The 16,032-nt window shown below is 67.6% G+C and carries 13 protein-coding genes; 10 read left to right on the top strand and 3 right to left on the bottom strand.

The genetic code is table 11. The annotated features are described in order from the left end of the window. The 3 genes from ACKY0W_RS16450 (at position 1) to ACKY0W_RS16440 (ending at position 3,402) form a co-directional block, all read left to right on the top strand. Positions 1-1,398: a PE-PPE domain-containing protein gene (locus tag ACKY0W_RS16450; RefSeq protein ID WP_409434933.1), complete on the top strand. Its 1,398-nt coding sequence runs from the start codon at positions 1-3 to the stop codon at positions 1,396-1,398. 17 nt (positions 1,399-1,415) lie between these two features. Next, positions 1,416-2,039, top strand: coding sequence for a uracil phosphoribosyltransferase (gene upp / locus ACKY0W_RS16445; protein WP_409434932.1), 624 nt, complete (start codon positions 1,416-1,418; stop codon positions 2,037-2,039). 292 nt (positions 2,040-2,331) lie between these two features. After that, positions 2,332-3,402 carry an IS110 family transposase gene (locus ACKY0W_RS16440; RefSeq protein ID WP_409434931.1) on the top strand — a complete coding sequence of 357 codons (1,071 nt, stop codon included), beginning with the start codon at positions 2,332-2,334 and terminating at the stop codon, positions 3,400-3,402. Between the two features lie 150 nt (positions 3,403-3,552). On the opposite strand, the gene ACKY0W_RS16435 is transcribed toward ACKY0W_RS16440, so the two are convergent. Next, positions 3,553-5,163: a phospho-sugar mutase gene (locus tag ACKY0W_RS16435; protein ID WP_409434930.1), complete on the bottom strand. Its 1,611-nt coding sequence runs from the start codon at positions 5,161-5,163 to the stop codon at positions 3,553-3,555. A gap of 136 nt (positions 5,164-5,299) precedes the next feature. On the opposite strand from ACKY0W_RS16435, the gene ACKY0W_RS16430 reads away from it, so the two are divergent. Next, a complete protein-coding gene (locus tag ACKY0W_RS16430; RefSeq protein WP_409434929.1) occupies positions 5,300-6,754 on the top strand; it encodes a glycosyltransferase family 39 protein in 1,455 nt (484 codons plus the stop codon). Here the strand turns inward: ACKY0W_RS16430 and ACKY0W_RS16425 are convergent. Next, on the bottom strand, positions 6,748-7,560 hold the full coding sequence (locus ACKY0W_RS16425; RefSeq protein WP_409434928.1) for a purine-nucleoside phosphorylase: 813 nt from the start codon (positions 7,558-7,560) through the stop codon (positions 6,748-6,750). The genes ACKY0W_RS16430 and ACKY0W_RS16425 overlap by 7 nt on opposite strands. Before the next feature lie 37 nt (positions 7,561-7,597). On the opposite strand from ACKY0W_RS16425, the gene ACKY0W_RS16420 reads away from it, so the two are divergent. Next, entirely contained in the window at positions 7,598-8,776 is a 1,179-nt protein-coding gene (locus tag ACKY0W_RS16420; RefSeq protein WP_406782421.1) for a M20 family metallopeptidase, read from the top strand. 531 nt (positions 8,777-9,307) lie between these two features. Here ACKY0W_RS16420 and ACKY0W_RS16415 read toward each other — a convergent pair. Next, positions 9,308-9,799 carry a gamma-glutamylcyclotransferase gene (locus tag ACKY0W_RS16415; protein WP_406758017.1) on the bottom strand — a complete coding sequence of 164 codons (492 nt, stop codon included), beginning with the start codon at positions 9,797-9,799 and terminating at the stop codon, positions 9,308-9,310. A gap of 42 nt (positions 9,800-9,841) precedes the next feature. On the opposite strand from ACKY0W_RS16415, the gene ACKY0W_RS16410 reads away from it, so the two are divergent. The 5 genes from ACKY0W_RS16410 to ACKY0W_RS16390 all read left to right on the top strand — a co-directional run bounded on the left by ACKY0W_RS16410 (position 9,842) and on the right by ACKY0W_RS16390 (position 15,985). After that, positions 9,842-11,266, top strand: a complete 1,425-nt coding sequence (locus ACKY0W_RS16410; RefSeq protein WP_409434927.1) for an NAD(P)H-quinone dehydrogenase — start codon at positions 9,842-9,844, stop codon at positions 11,264-11,266. A gap of 61 nt (positions 11,267-11,327) precedes the next feature. Then, positions 11,328-13,040, top strand: a complete 1,713-nt coding sequence (locus ACKY0W_RS16405) for a glycerol-3-phosphate dehydrogenase/oxidase (RefSeq protein WP_409434926.1) — start codon at positions 11,328-11,330, stop codon at positions 13,038-13,040. A 160-nt stretch (positions 13,041-13,200) separates the two neighbouring features. Then, positions 13,201-14,283: a hypothetical protein gene (locus ACKY0W_RS16400; protein ID WP_409434925.1), complete on the top strand. Its 1,083-nt coding sequence runs from the start codon at positions 13,201-13,203 to the stop codon at positions 14,281-14,283. A gap of 502 nt (positions 14,284-14,785) precedes the next feature. Next, positions 14,786-15,682 carry a hypothetical protein gene (locus ACKY0W_RS16395; protein WP_409434924.1) on the top strand — a complete coding sequence of 299 codons (897 nt, stop codon included), beginning with the start codon at positions 14,786-14,788 and terminating at the stop codon, positions 15,680-15,682. Between the two features lie 153 nt (positions 15,683-15,835). Then, positions 15,836-15,985 (top strand): hypothetical protein, encoded by a 150-nt coding sequence (locus tag ACKY0W_RS16390; protein WP_409434923.1) that lies wholly within the window; start codon positions 15,836-15,838, stop codon positions 15,983-15,985. Positions 15,986-16,032: the final 47 nt, after the last annotated feature.

The raw sequence follows: 16,032 nt of genomic DNA, 5'->3' as shown, positions 1-16,032 counted from the left end.
ATGCAGCACCGACGCTCGCTGGGAGCAGCACTGCTCGTGGCGGCGTCGGTGCTCTCGGTGACCTGCGGGCCGGGGTCGGCGCCCGGAATCGGCACGGCAGATCGGCGCGACGTCGCACTGCTGGGCAACGAAGGCTGGATCATGGGGCCGACCAGCATTCCCGACCCCACGGTCGGGGGCTACATGGACGCAGTGTTGGACCTGTTCCTGCAGCCGGCCACGCCGTGGTTTCCGGGGCAGCCGACGTTTCCCGGCTATCAGTTCGAGGGCCTGGTCACTCCCGAGCAGTTCTGTCCGCTGGTGTGCCTGCCGCCGCCGAACCCCTACCTGACGTTCGCCGAGTCAGTAGCCAGCGGCGTGCAGATCCTGCACGCCGCGCTGGCGCCACAGCTGGCCGACGGCGACCGCGTCACGGTTTTCGGCTACTCGCAGAGCGCCACCATCTCCACCCAGGAGATGATCAACCTGCTCGCGGCAGGACCCGGCGAGCTCGGTGGCGGGTATGACCCGGCCAACCTGCACTTCGTGCTGATCGGCAACCCGAACAACCCGCTCGGCGGTGTCCTGACCCGATTCCCGGCGTATCCGCTGTTGGGCGACCAGCCGGTGCACCTGCCGTTTCTGGGCATCCCGTTGAGCATCGGGCCGACTCCGACCAGCGGTTTCGACACCGACAGCTACACCGGCGAGTACGACGGCCTGGCCAACTTCCCGCAGGATCCCGCCAACCTGCTGGCCATGATCAACGCGCTGATCGGTACGGCGACCGTGCATTTCTCCTACGTCGACTTCGACAACCTGGCCGAGACCATCGATCTCGGCAGAATCGGGGACACCGACTTTTATCTGATTCCCCAGCAGTTGCCGATCCTGTGGCCGATCTACCAGCTCGGTGACGTGGGCAAGGTCATCGGGGATGCGCTGGCGCCGATGCTGAAACTGGTCATCGACTGGGGCTACGGCAATCCGGGCGACCCCTTCGTAGGGATCAACGGCACCGATGCCGTCGGGCCCTGGGCCGTCACCGCCGGCGGCCAGCTGGCCGACGGCTCCGATGTGGCCGGTTTCGTATTGCGAATGGACCCACTGCAGATGTTGGCCGGACTGCAGTATGCCGCCGTGCACAGCTTCGTCGACCCGGTCAATGACCTGCTGGGTTTCGCTGGGTTGTCCCCGCTGTCGGATTCGTTCGTTGACGCGCTGCTGACCGGCTATCACCTCACCAATGCCGTGGACGCCCATCTCCTCGACGCCTGGAACGAGCTGGCGGTGTCGCTGAACGTCGCCGATTGGCTGGGCCCCGACGCCGTCTTCAACGGCGAGCCGTTGATCTCGCTGGCGCCGATGTTGGAGATGGGTGCGGTGGCCTTCGAGATCCTCAACTTCCTCGGCGCATGACCCGTAGGGTCCCAGGCGTGGATGTGTGCGTCGTCGACCACCCGTTGGCCGCGGCGCGGTTGACCGCGCTGCGCGACGTGCGCAGCGACAACGCAGCGTTCCGGTCGGCGCTGCGCGAGCTGACCTGGATGCTGGTCTACGAAGCCACCCGTGACGTGCCCCGCGAGCACATCTCCGTGCGCACCCCGCTGACCGACACCGGCGGGGCGCGGCTGGCGCGACCGCCGCTGCTGGTGCCGGTGCTGCGCGCCGGGCTGGGAATGGTGGACGCGGCGCACGCCCTGATCCCCGAGGCCGACGTCGGTTTCGTCGGCGTGGCGCGCGACGAGGCCACCCACCAACCGGTGCCCTATCTGGCATCGCTGCCGACGGACCTGAGCACCACTCCGGTCATGGTCCTCGACCCGATGCTGGCCACCGGCGGCTCGCTGGTGCACACCCTGGGACTGCTGATCGACCGCGGCGCCACCGACATCACCGTGTTGTGCGTGGTGGCGGCACCGGAAGGCGTTGCGGCGCTGGCCCAAGCGGCTCCGGGGGTGCGGCTGTTCACCGCCACCGTTGACGACGGACTGAACGAGGACGCCTTTATCGTTCCGGGCCTCGGCGATGCCGGCGACCGCCAGTTCGGGCCGCGCTGAGATCCCCACCGTCACACCCGTAACCGGCGGGCGAGTATGTGAATGTTGCCCGTCTTTGAGCGACTGTGAAGATTTGAGTGGCTGTCGGGCGGGCTGACCCACTTGAGCGACTGACCCCGTCTTTGCGGGTGTCCTTGATTTGATCTGTCGCCTGCTCGGCAGTCGCGCCCCTGGTGCTGACCGGGCGGGCAGTGACCTCATAGGAGCCTGACCGGAATTCAGGTCCCATCACAGTCTTGTCCGGCCCGACCGGCCAGCGTCACAACCCTGCTGAAAGGTCGCGATACCAATCATGCCAACACAAGTCCCCGGTGGTCGAGTCATCGTCGGTGTCGACACCCATAAACACCTGCACGCCGCGGCGGTCCTCGATGAACGTGGCGCCCTATTGGCCACGGCCACCTTCGATGCGAACACCAGCGGATATCGCGCGTTGATCGACTGGGCCGGCACGTTCGGAACCGCATCGAGCTTCGGGATTGAAGGCACCGGCTCCTATGGCCGCGGCCTGGCCGCAGCGGTACGTCGCAGCGGCAGCGATGTGGTGGAGGTGATGCGACCCAACCGCCAAGACCGCCATCGCCGCGGCAAATCCGATCTGCTCGACGCCGAAAATGCCGCTCGCGCGGTGCTAGCCGGCCACACCGAGGCGATCCCCAAGACCGACGACGGCACGGTGGAGATGATCCGGCACATCAAAGTCGCCAAGAACGCCGCAGTCAAAGCCCGCACCACAGCCATGCAGTCACTCAAGGCCGTGCTGATCACCGCACCGGCCGAGTTACGCGAAACCCTCCAACCCCTGCCCAACATGGCCCTGCTGCGCCGCTGCGCCAGCCTCCGGCCGGGCCCGACCACCTCGGTGACCGCAGCAGCCAAATACAGTCTGCGGGCCATCGCCCAACGCTGGCTGGCCCTCAACGACGAAGTCACCGAGCACGAAAAGCTACTGGGCACCCTCATTAAACAGATCGCCCCGCAGCTGACCGCCGCGGTCGGGATCGGCCCCGACAACGCCTCAGAGCTGCTGATGGCACTCGGTGACAACGCCGAACGTATCCGCAACGAAGCCGCCTTGGCCAAACTCTGCGGCACCTGCCCGATCCCGGCCTCCAGCGGCAAAACCCTCCGCTACCGGCTCAACCGAGGCGGGCATCGCCGCGCCAACGCCGCACTGCACCGCATCGTCGTCGTCCGCATGAAATACCACGAACCCACCCGCGCCTACGTCGCCCGACGTATCACCGAAGGCAAAACCAAACCCGAAATCATGCGCTGCCTCAAACGCCACCTCATCCGAGAAATCTGGACCCTCACCAAACACCTACGCCAACAACCCACCACCCACCAAACCGCGGCTTGACGTCTATAGGAGCATCAAACGTTGTTGCGTTGGCGGAGTCAGCCCACTCGACGCCCGCTGTCGCTCAAAGGCGGGCAATCATCACACCCTGCCGAGCTGGTGGCGGCTGAGTCGGGTGCCGCGGCTGGTAACGAATGGGGCGAATGGGTGCTACCAGGAACGGACCGCATCGGCGACGGCCGCACACACCCGCTGCGCCTCGGCGCGGTCCCCGGCAAGGTCATCCGACGGCGGCCGAGCTACCTCGAGATAGCACTTGAGCTTCGGCTCGGTCCCCGACGGTCGCACCACCACCCGCACCGAGCTACCGGCGCGCTCGCCGGTGAACTCCAGCGCGTCGGTTACCGGTCCGCCGCGGTGCAGCAGATCGTTTGCGGTGACGGCGAATCCGGCCAGCGAACCCGGTGGGTCTGTACGTAGCCGGGCCATCACCGCGGCCGCCTCGGCGGGGCTGGCGACCCGGCGCGACACCGCGTCGGTGACGTGCACACCGTGCCGACGGGCCAGCACGTCGAGTGCTTCGGGAATCGAGCTGCCTCGATCCCGCAGCGCCGCTACCAGATCGCAGACCAGCACCGCGGTGCTGATGCCGTCTTTGTCGCGCACCGCTTCCGGGTCGACGCAGTAGCCGATCGCCTCCTCGTAGGCGTAAGCCAAAGTGGCGCCCGGCAGACCGTTATCGGCGCGTGCCAGCCACTTGAAGCCGGTCAGCGTCTCCACATGGCGGGCGCCGTAGCGCTGCGCGATCCGCACCAGCATCCGCGACGACACCACGCTGCTGGCCACCACGGTGCCGGCCGCCCGGCTCGCCGGCAGTCGTGACAGCAGGTAATCGCCCAACAGCCAACCGGTTTCGTTGCCGGTCAGCATCCGCCAGCCGCGCGGGCCGCAGATGCCGACCGCGCAGCGGTCGGCATCTGGGTCCAATGCGATCGCGACGTCGGCGTCGACCTCGGCGGCCAGCTTCAGCAGCGCGTCGGTTGCCCCCGGCTCTTCCGGGTTGGGGAACGCCACCGTGGGAAAATCCGGATCCGGATCGAACTGGGCTGCCACCGTATGGATATCGGCAATCCCCGCGGCGCGTAGGACCTCGACCGCCACCTTGCCGCCTACGCCGTGCAGCGGCGTCAGAGCTACCCGAACCCGACCGCCGTGCCGCCGCACCATGGCGGCCCGCCCGATGTAGCGCGTGACCAACTCATCTCCGGCCGGCGTAACGGGTCGGCGGGCAATTGCGTCGGCCGGAGGGGCGTCGGCCATCGCCGCCTCGATCTCGGTGTCGGTCGGCGAAACGATCTGCACGCCGCCGTGGAAGTACACCTTGTAGCCGTTGTCTGCGGCCGGGTTGTGTGAGGCGGTGATCTGGATGCCGGCCGCGGCGCCGGTGTTGCGCACCGCGAACGCCACCACCGGCGTTGGGCACGGCTGGGGGAGAACCAATACCGAGAATCCGGCCGCAGCAAACACTTCGGCTGTCGCGGTCGCGAATTCCGCAGAACCGTGACGTGCGTCGCCGCCGACTACCACCGTCGAGCCGCTGCGCCGATGTGCGGACAACACCCGGGCCACCGCCCAGCTGGCGCGCAGCACTACAGCCAGATTCATCGCGTCCGGTCCGCCTCGCACCGGCCCGCGCAGCCCGGCGGTGCCGAACCGCAACGGTGCGGCGAACCGGGCGGCCAGCTCGCTGGGGCTGCAGGCGCGGAGTTCCGCGGCGGTCGCGGGGTCGGGGTCGTGGGCGATCCAGTCCTCGGGGGTCACCCGTTGATTGTGGCAAGCGGTAACTCGACATGTGTCAACTACTTGCTACGATGCCGGGGTTTGTGCCCAACGTGACAATGGAGTGCCGGTGGCTGGTTCGACATCCTCGCTGGTGAGTCGTTCAACTGCCCCGTCGGTGAGTCGACGAACGCTGGTGCCGGTAGCCATCGTGGTTGCCGTAGCGGCGGCCGTCCACGGCGCCTTCGCCCTGAATTACGGCTGGCACCCCGACGAGTTCTACTACGTGATCTGCGGCCAACACCCGGCCTGGGGATACTTCGACCATCCTCCGCTGGTGCCGCTGCTGGCCCGGGTTGCCGCCTTGGGTGGCTTGTTGGGGCTTCGCTTGTTGGCCATCGCGGTTCACCTGGGCTGCATCGTGTTGGCGGCCCTGCTGGCCGCCGAATTCGGTGGACGGCGCATCGCCCAGGTCATCACGGCGGCGGCCGTCGCGGCCAGCCCGCTGTTCATGGGTGCGGCGATGTTTTTCGGCACCACTGTGGTCGACCAGCTGATCTGGATCGCGGTGTTGCTGCTGGTGACGCGGGCGTTGCGGATCGCAACGGTGCTGGCCTGGCTGCCGGCCGGTGTGGTGGCCGGTATCGGGCTGGAAACAAAGCAGACGGTCGCGTTGCTGCTCATCGGTATCGCCGTAGGTCTGGCGATGTTCCGCCGCGACGCGCTGCGCACGGCCGGACCCTGGCTGGCCGGCGCCGTGGCGGTGGCCCTGGCGGTCCCCAACCTGATCTGGCAGGCCGGGAATGGTTGGCCGAGTCTGACGTTCGCCCACGCGATGTCGGTGCGGATGGGTGGCCCGGCGGGATCGCTGACCCAGCTGCCGCTGCTGCTGCTGTTGTACGCGGGCCCGCTACTGGTGCTGCTGTGGGCGATCGGTGCCCACTGGCTGGCTTCCGACGAGGCCCGGAAGTACCGCTGGGTCCTGGTGGTGCCGGTGGTGGCATTGGTGCTGTGCATCGTCACCGGCGGTCGCTGTTACTACGCCGGGCCGGCGCTCGCGGCGCTGTTCGCCGCCGGGGCAGTGCGTATTGAATCCCAGGATCGTGACCGGCCTCCGCGAGGCTGGGCGATTGCACTGGTCGCACTGTTCGCCGGCGCGGTGGTGTTCTGCTTACCGGTGTTGCCGCCGGCGAACGCCACCACATTGCGCAAGGTCAATCCGATCCCGATGGAGACCTACGGATGGCCGCGATTCGTCGAGGATGTGGCGGCTGCCGCGGCTCCGCTGCCCGATGACGTGCCGATCTTCACCAGCAACTACGGCGAAGCCTCGGCGCTGCGCGTCCTCGGGCCGGCGGCCGGCATCAACCGTCCGGTGGTCAGCGGTGACAGCAGTTACGCCCAGTGGGGTCCGCCGGCCGGCAGCGCCGACACCGTGCTGTGCGTCGGGCGATTTCCCGTGGTGAAGTTGACCCAGTACTGGCGGCACGTCACCTACCTGACGTCGATCCGGTTCCCCACCGGGGTGCGCAACGGGGAGAGCGCCGCGAAGATCTACCTGTGCGAGCAGCCGGTGGGCAGCTGGGCAACCATGTGGCCGCGGATGCGGCACAGCTCGGGCGTGAGCTACTGACCTGAGGGCGCCGGCAGCAGGGTGATGACGTCGGCCAGCAGCGCGCCCATGCGGGCCGCCGACTCCCGACCCGCGGCCAGCACCTCGGCGTGGCTGAGCGGCTCACCGGTGATGCCGGCCGCCAGGTTGGTCACCAGCGACAGGCCCAGGACCTGGGCCCCGGCCGCCCGGGCGGCGATCGCCTCGTGCACGGTCGACATGCCCACCAGGTCAGCGCCCAGGGTGCGCAGCATCCGGATTTCGGCGGGGGTCTCGTACTGGGGGCCGGCCATCCCGGCATAGACGCCCTCGGCCAGCGACGGGTCGACTTGGTGAGCCAGCGCGCGCAGCGACGGGGTGTAGGCATCGACCATGTCGACGAAGTGTGCGCCCTCCAGGGGGGAGCGCCCGGTCATGTTCAGGTGGTCGCTGATCAGCACCGGTTGGCCGACGTGGTAGCTGGTCCGCAGGCCGCCGGCCGCGTTGGTCAGCACCACGGTGTTGGCCCCGGCCGCGACGGCCGTGCGTACCGGGCGCACGACGTCGACGAGCTGATGACCCTCATAGGCGTGGATCCGGCCGACCAGGACCAGCACCCGATGCGTGCCGATCTGCATGGACACCAGCTCGCCGGTGTGGCCCGCCGCGGTCGGCGTGCTGAACCCGGGCAGGTCGGCCATCGGCAGGCTCGCAGTCGCGGTGCCGAGGGCTGCCACCGCGGGCGCCCAACCGGAACCGAGCACGACCGCCACGTCATGCGTCTGCACGCCGGTGCGCCGGGCTACGACCGCGGCCGCCTGAGTTGCCAGCGGTACCGTCACAGCCACTGAGTTTAATAGCGCGCCGCGATGGGATACTGCCTGAATGTCTCCAACTCCCGTGTCGCACGCCGTCGAGGCGTGGCTGGCCGCCCATGCCGAGGAATTGGTGGCGTGGCGACGGCATCTGCACCGGCACCCGGAGCTGAGTCGCCAAGAGTTCGCCACCACTCAGTTCATCGCCGAACGCCTCGCCAGCGCCGGACTCAACCCCAAGGTGTTGCCCAGTGGAACCGGTCTGACCTGCGATTTTGGTCCAGAGGATGGGCCGCGCGTCGCATTGCGAGCCGATATCGACGCGTTGCCGATGACCGAACAGACCGGGGCGCCGTACGCCTCGCTGGTGCCGGGGGTGACGCACGCCTGCGGCCACGACGCGCATACCGCGATCCTGTTGGGTGCGGCGCTGGCGCTGGCTTCGGCGCCAGAATTACCGGTCGGTGTGCGGCTGGTGTTCCAGGCCGCGGAAGAACTGATGCCCGGTGGCGCGATCGATGCGATCGCCGCGGGCGTGTTGAGCGGGGTCAGCCGGATCTTCGCGCTGCACTGCGATCCGCGGCTGGAGGTCGGCCGGGTGGCCACGATTCCTGGGCCGATCACCTCGGCGGCCGACACCATCGAGATCACCGTCAGCGGTCCCGGCGGACACACCTCGCGACCGCATCTGACCGCAGACCTGGTCTACGGGTTGGGCACGCTGATCACCGGGCTGCCCGGTGTGTTGTCCCGGCGCATCGACCCGCGTAACAGCACGGTGATGGTCTGGGGCGCGGTGAATTCCGGCGCCGCGGCCAATGCCATACCGCAGTCGGGGCGCCTGGCCGGAACGGTGCGCACGGCCAGCCGGGACACCTGGGTGGCGATGGAGGGCATCGTCGAGGAGGCGGTCGCGTCCCTGCTGGAGCCGCTGAACATCGAGCACACGCTGAACTACCACCGCGGAGTGCCGCCGGTGGTCAACGAAGCGGTGTCGACGCGGATGCTGACCCACGCGATCGAGGCCATCGGGCCCGAGGTGCTGGCGGAGACCCAGCAGTCCGGCGGCGGGGAGGACTTCTCCTGGTATCTGGAGCAGGTGCCCGGTGCCATGGGCCGACTCGGCGTGTGGCCGGGCAGCGGGCCGCAGCTGGACCTGCACCAGCCGACGTTCGATCTCGACGAGCGGGCGCTGGCAGTCGGCGTGCGGGTGATGGCCGGCGTCGTCGACCAGACCGATCTGCTCTAGGCCTCCTTTGGCGCGCCCCCTTTTGGCGCGAGGGTGCGTGTTTGCACGCCGACACGCCGCAGATTGCGTACAACGATGCACCCTCGCGGGGTGGAGAAACTGCACAGTCCGGCCGTTGTCCACAGTTGGGGCCGGCCGGGCCGAATGGGGGAGCCGGCTTTCGTTGCCGGCGTCGACGATCGGCCGCATGGATCAACGACTGCACCAACTACTCGATCGCCAGGGCGGCGTGGTTACGTCCGCCCAGGCGCTGACCTTCCTGACCCGCCGCGGATTTGACGCAGAGCTGAGACACGGCCCTCTGCAAAAGATTTGGTACGGAATCTATGGCTAGGGACGAATCACGACCGAGCTCCGGTTACGTGGGCTGGACCTGGCGACAGGCACCCACGTTGCGGTCTGCTTGGGGACCGCGGTGGCGCGCTGCCGCCTGACCCGGGCTGCCGTGTGCGAGGGTGCACAGTTGGACAACCACGGCGGCGTGTCGCGGTACAAACACGCACACTCGCGCCAAAACCACATAGAGAGGCGCTAGGACCCGGGGCCGATGTTGCGGGCCGGACGGGTCCGCAGGTTTCGCACGTATTCGTCTGGGGCACCGGCGATCTGGGCGGCCTCGGCCACCACGCCCAGATATCTCGCCGACGGTAGCCCGCGCTCCCAGGCATCAACGACATACAGCCACGCCAACACGGGCGCGGGCTCGCTGTCGACCGGATCTGAGGTGATCCCGTCCACCCGGTCCACCCGGAGGCGGATCTTCTTGTGGATCCCGAACTCCGAGCCTTCCCAGCTGTCCATGTTCTTCTCGTCCTCGGGAGTCACGTCGTAGAGGACGACGAAAACACTCGAGTCCGGGTCCTCGACCACGGTCGCCAGGGCGCCCTCCCAGCCGATGTCTTCGCCGGCGAACGTCAGGCGCCAGCCGTGCAACCAGCCGGTGCCGGTCATCGGGGAGTGCGGAGCCCGCTGCAGCATCTGTTCGGGATGCATGTTCGACCCGTAGGCGGCGTAGAGCGGCACGGCAGAAATCTTAAACGCAGCGCTGCAGATAGGTTAGTCGCTGTGACTTCTCCCTCGACGCGCATCGTGATCGTCGGCGGTGGCCCGGCCGGCTACGAGGCGGCGCTGGTGGCGGCGGCCAAGGGGCCCGATGCGGTATCGGTGATGGTGGTCGACGCCGACGGCCTCGGCGGCGCCTGCGTGTTGTGGGACTGCGTGCCGTCCAAGACGTTCATCGCCTCGTCCGGGGTCCGTACCGAGCTGCGGCGCGCCCCGCACCTGGGTTTCGACATCCACTTCACCGATGCCGAGATCGAGCTGGACAAGATCCACGAGCGAGTGAAATCCCTGGCCGCGGCGCAGTCCGCCGACATCCGCACCCAGCTGCTCAACTCCGGCGTCGAGGTCATCGCCGGGCACGGGGAGCTGATCGACCCCGAACCCGGCCTGGCGCATCACCGAGTCCGGGTCACCGAGCACGACGGTGCGCAACGGGTGCTCGACGCCGACGTGGTGTTGATCGCCACCGGCGCCAGCCCGCGCATCGTGGCCGGTGCGGAGCCGGACGGCGAACGGATTCTGACCTGGCGCCAGCTCTATGACCTGCACACGCTGCCCGAGCACTTGGTGGTGGTGGGCTCGGGGGTCACCGGCGCGGAGTTCGCCAACGCCTATACCGAACTCGGGGTCAAGGTGACGGTGGTGGCCAGCCGCGACCGGGTGCTGCCGCACGAGGATCCCGACGCGGCGCGGGTGCTCGAGAGTGTGTTCGCCGAACGCGGCGTCACGCTGGTCAAGAACGCCCGGGCCGCCTCGGTGACCCGCTCCGGCGACGGCGTGCTGGTCACCATGACCGACGGCCGCACCGTGGCGGCAAGCCATGCGCTGATGACGGTCGGGTCGGTGCCCAACACCTCCGGACTGGGCCTGGAGCGGGTTGGGATCGAGCTCGGACCTGGTAACTACCTACAGGTGGACCGGGTGTCGCGCACGTCGGTGCCCGGCATCTACGCCGCCGGTGACTGCACCGGACTGCTGCCGCTGGCTTCCGTCGCGGCCATGCAGGGACGGATCGCGATGTATCACGCGCTGGGCGATGCGGTGGCCCCGATCCGGCTGCGCACGGTGGCCGCCGCGGTGTTCACCCGCCCCGAGATCGCCGCGGTGGGGGTGCCGCAGTCTCAGATCGATGACGGCACGGTGCCCGCCCGCACCGTCATGCTCCCGTTGCAGACCAACGCGCGGGCCAAGATGAGCCGGATGCGCTACGGGTTCCTCAAGCTGTTCTGCCGGCCGGCCACCGGCACGGTGATCGGTGGGGTGGTGGTGGCCCCGATCGCCTCGGAGCTGATCCTGCCGATCGCGCTGGCGGTGCAGAACCGGATCACCGTCGCCGACCTGGCCCAGACGCTGGCGGTGTATCCGTCGCTGTCGGGCTCGCTCACCGAAGCGGCCCGCCGGCTGATGACGCACGACGACCTCGACTGAGCGCGGTGCTGAAGCGAGCGTCACAGCGTGTTCGGCCGGGCAGCCACGTAGCCTGGCACACGTGAGCACGCTGGGACCGGACCAACGAGCACGAGCCTGGGAACGACTGGGCAGTGAGCAGTTCGACGTAGTGGTGATCGGCGCTGGTGTGGTGGGCGCCGGCTGCGCGCTCGATGCTGCTACGCGCGGCCTCAAGGTGGCGCTGGTCGAGGCGCGTGACTTCGCCGCCGGGACGTCGAGCCGAAGCTCCAAGATGTTCCACGGTGGCCTGCGCTACCTCGAGCAGCTGGAGTTCGGGCTGGTGCGCGAGGCGCTGCATGAACGCGAGCTGTCGCTGACCACCCTGGCACCACACCTGGTCAAGCCACTGCCGTTCCTGTATCCCCTGACCCGGCGGTGGTGGGAGCGGCCATACGTGGCCAGCGGGATCTTCCTCTACGACCAATTGGGCGGCGCGAAATCGGTTCCCGCTCAACGGCATCTGACTCGCGCTGGAGCCCTGCGCCTGTGCCCGGGACTCAAGCGCAGCGCCTTGATCGGCGGCATCCGCTACTACGACACCGTCGTCGACGACGCCCGCCACACCCTGACCGTCGCACGCACCGCGGCGCACTACGGGGCGGTCATCCGCACTTCCAGCCAAGTCGTCGCGCTGCTGCGCGAAGGCGACCGGGTGACCGGGGTGCGGGTCCGCGACTCCGAGGACGGCGCAGTCACCGAGGTCCGTGGACACGTCGTGGTCAACGCCACCGGGGTGTGGACCGATGAGATCCAGGCGCTCTCGCGCCAGCGTGGCCGGTTCCATGTCCGGGCCTCCAAGGGCGTGCACATCGTGGTGCCGCGGGACCGGATCGTGTCGGAAGCGGCGATCATTCTGCGGACCGAGAAGTCGGTGCTGTTCGTCATTCCGTGGGGCACCCACTGGATCATCGGCACCACCGACACCGACTGGAATCTGGACCTGGCCCATCCCGCGGCCACCAAGGCCGACATCGACTACATCCTGACCAACGTCAACACCGCGTTGGCCACGCCACTGACCCACGCCGACATCGAGGGTGTGTACGCCGGCCTGCGGCCGCTGCTGGCGGGGGAGAACGACGACACCTCGAAGCTGTCGCGCGAGCATGCGGTCGCCGTTCCCTCGCCGGGCCTGGTGGCCATCGCCGGCGGCAAGTACACCACCTACCGGGTGATGGCCGCCGACGCTATCGACGCCGCCGCTGAGTACATCCCGACGCGGGTGGCGCCCTCGATCACCGAGAAGGTGCCGCTGTTGGGCGCCGACGGCTACTTCGCGCTGGTCAACCAGGCCGAGCATGTGGGCGCCCACCAGGGTCTACACCCGTATCGAGTGCGGCATCTGCTGGACCGTTACGGCTCGCTGATCCACGACGTGCTGGCGGTGGCCGACGGTCAGCCGGATCTGCTGGACCCGATCGCCGAGGCGCCCACCTACCTGAAGGTGGAAGTCGCCTATGCGGCCGTCGCGGAGGGCGCTCTGCATCTGGAGGACGTGCTGGCCCGGCGGACCCGGATCTCCATCGAGTACGCCCACCGCGGGGTGAACTGTGCGCGCGAGGTCGCCGAGGTGATGGCGGCGGTGCTCGGCTGGGACGACGCTTACGTCGACCGCGAGGTGGCCAACTACACCGCACGGGTGGAAGCCGAGATCCTCTCGCAGGAGCAGCCCGACGACGCATCGGCGGATGCGCTGCGAGTAAGCGCCCCCGAGGCGAGGGCCGAAATACTGGAGCCGATTCCGCTTACCTGAACAGGACTTCATTACTGCGGGTATGATTCAGGGAATCTTTCCGATCATTTAGGCTGATATCAGCATTCACATGTGTTTGACACACATTTCTGGCGGGGTTACTTTCTGCCCATGAGCTGGATCACATGGGGGATCCGGGCGTGGGGAAGGGGGGCGGCTCATGTCGGGTGGGATCGGGGGGTGGCACTCGCGTGAGCTGTCCGTAAGGGGCGGCGCGCTAGTCGCTTCTGCCGTCGTCGCCGGGGCGGGGCTGCTCGGTGCCGGTGCACTCGGGCCGCGGCTCTCGAGCCTGCCGACCGCGTCGGCGCAGCACGATGTGGTGTTGACGGCCTATCCGACGTTCACGCAGAGTCTGCAGGCCTTGCTAGACACGATGTCGCTAGGGGACCTCAACCAGGTGCTGGCTGCACTGGGCGATGTGCCCGGGACCACCACTCCGCTGAGTGTCAGCTCGGACGTCTCGGCGCTGCTGGCCGCCTTCAACCCCGACGCCACCACCCTGGCGGGCATCGCGGACATCTTCGGGGTCTCGCTCACCGAGCCGCTCTACAGCTCCAACGCCGCCGTGCAGTCGCTGCTGGGCGCCGGCAGCCTGTTCCTGGTGGACGGCGTGCCGATCGGCAACGTGGACCTCGGTGAGCTGGTGGATGTCGTTCTGGGCGACGGCGCCGGAACGCATTCGCTGACGGACCTGGCCAACGCGGTGGGCCTGGGAACGCTGCTCGGTCAGTTCGCGAGCATGATCAACGCGCTGGGCTTGGAAAACCTGAACGTGGAGAACTGCACTTTGGCCTGCGGCGCACTCCTCAACATCACCAGCCATCCCGATCTGACGGTCAACAGCTCGCTGGTCGATTGGTTGAGCGCGATACTGACTGTTCCCACCGCCGACGTCACCCAACACGCGTATTCGGGTCTCGGCTCGACCACGGTGGTGGCGGGTAGCGCCTACACGCTGGGCGAATATCTGCACATCCTGCCCGTCAGCTCCACCAACAGCACCACCATGGACAACGCCACCCTGGCGCTGCTGTTCACCCTGAATCCCGCCCAGACCTGGGACAAGTACCTCGACGGCCTGCCGTTCGGCGGGACGCTACTCGACCCCTCCGGCGAAACGTGGGGTGAGCAGAGCCTGGGCACCTTCCTGGCCAGCTTCCTGCCCGACGGCAGCACCCTGGCGATCACCGGCGACACGCTGGTCACCGACTTCTTGGAAGCCTTCGGTCTGCTGGCCCCGTAGCGGCCCTGCCCTTCTCGCCACGCCCGGTCTGTCCCCGCGGACCGGACGTGGCTTTTTTGCCTGGAATCGACGCGCGATAAACGCACCTGTTAATTTGCTGGGGCGAAATATATCGCCCCGTGCGCATTTCGCTCCATGCCGCAAAATAGCTCAAGTATTTTTATCCCGTAAATTCCATACCGATTGTCTGTTACGAACGGATGTTAATGTCGGTTAGGTATTGGCTGGTTGTGCGCCGCGTTCGGCTGGGCTGAAAATGCCGAGAAAAGTCTGAGCTTCTTGCTGCCGGCGGGCGACTCTCTGGCCGGCGCTGCATTACCCGTGGTCGTTGCCCACCGTGGGCCGCCAACCGGATGAACTGGAAATTTGCTGTGAGCAAGCGTTGCTGGTTCGAGGGAATCGGCTAATGAAACCGTTGACACAAGCCTGAGCCCATAATAAGTTAATGATGATGTGGGAATCGCATCGTCTTAATGTTCGATCCCAGAAGGGGGACCTATTCATGTCTACTTGTTCCACTGTTGCCGCACCGATAGGGGCGCGCGGCTTTGTGGTCAAAGTCGGCGCCCTAGCGGCCGGAACTGTTTTTGCCGGTACGGCTCTGCTGGGCGGTACGGCTGTCGCTCCGACGATTACCGCCGGCCTTACCGCGTCGGTACAACACGAGGTCATGCTGACCGCCGCTTTCCCGACGTTCAGCGAGAGCCTGCAGAGCCTGCTGAACGCCCTCGACTTCGGCAACATGGGTCAGGTCCTGGGGATATTCGGCGACAACATCTCCACCACGTCGAGCCTGGCGGCCCTGCTGGCGGCGCTGAACCCGGACGGCATGACTCTGGACGCCGCCACCTTGGGCATGCTTTCCACCGACATCACCGCCCTGCTCAACGATGTCGATTTCGGCGGGGCTCCACTGGGCTCGATCCCGATCGACACGTTGATCGGCGGCTTCATCGGTGGCGACGGCGCCGCCACGGAACTCGGCACGCTGCTGGGCTACCTCGGTCTCGGTGAGTTCGCCGGCCTGCTGAACATCCCGTTCACCGATTTCTCGCCGGAGATGACGGTGGCGCAGCTGCTCGACGTCCTGATGGGAATCGACGGCACCACCACGCTGAACGGCCTTCTGGACCAGAACGGGATGCAAGACGCCACTATTGGCGGCCTGCTGGGAATCACCCCCGAGCAGCTCGACGCGGGCTGGGACAAGTTCGTCGACGGCATGGTTGTCGGCGGCACGCTCGCCGACCCGGACGGCAGCGGCGTCCTGGGCGACGAGACGCTGGGAGCCCTGTTGACCGCCCTGCTGGGCACGGGTGCCGACCCGGTGACCGATGCCACCACGCTGACCGCCTTCCTGGACGATCTGGGCATCTTTGCGATGCTCGGCGTCAGCTGAGCGGGTAGCGACCCCGCGTCACCAAGCCACATCGGCCACAGCCCCCGACGGTTGTGGCCGATGTGTCGTTGGGGCCTTTCAATGCTGCGTGCGATCCGGTCGCGACCCCGTTGACCTGGCGCAATGTGTGTCGGGCCCGGTAGGGTGAGCGGCATGCCCGAGCCGACGTACCGCACCGTCATGCGGGAAGTGCTGCTGCCGGCCGATCGGGATCTGCGGCATCGAGGCACCAACGGCTACACCACTTCCTGGGGCAACAATGCGCACGGCAAGCTTGCCGGCTGCCCACCGGCGCACCACTGAGCGACAACGCCTTTCAACTTTGAGGCTCTAGGCCTCTGACAATCTGT

The sequence above is a fragment of the Mycobacterium sp. SMC-14 genome, from assembly GCF_046250075.1.
Lineage (GTDB): Bacteria > Actinomycetota > Actinomycetes > Mycobacteriales > Mycobacteriaceae > Mycobacterium.
This window is presented reverse-complemented; position numbering and strand designations above follow the sequence as displayed.

Excerpts from the sequence above, each read along its gene's own strand:
- ACKY0W_RS16450 (WP_409434933.1), top strand. The coding sequence starts at position 1 with ATGCAGCACCGACGCTCGCTGGGAGCAGCACTGCTCGTGGCGGCGTCG.
- ACKY0W_RS16440 (WP_409434931.1), top strand. The coding sequence starts at position 2,332 with ATGCCAACACAAGTCCCCGGTGGTCGAGTCATCGTCGGTGTCGACACC.
- ACKY0W_RS16420 (WP_406782421.1), top strand. The coding sequence starts at position 7,598 with ATGTCTCCAACTCCCGTGTCGCACGCCGTCGAGGCGTGGCTGGCCGCC.
- ACKY0W_RS16400 (WP_409434925.1), top strand. The coding sequence starts at position 13,201 with ATGTCGGGTGGGATCGGGGGGTGGCACTCGCGTGAGCTGTCCGTAAGG.
- ACKY0W_RS16395 (WP_409434924.1), top strand. The coding sequence starts at position 14,786 with ATGTCTACTTGTTCCACTGTTGCCGCACCGATAGGGGCGCGCGGCTTT.
- ACKY0W_RS16390 (WP_409434923.1), top strand. The coding sequence starts at position 15,836 with ATGCCCGAGCCGACGTACCGCACCGTCATGCGGGAAGTGCTGCTGCCG.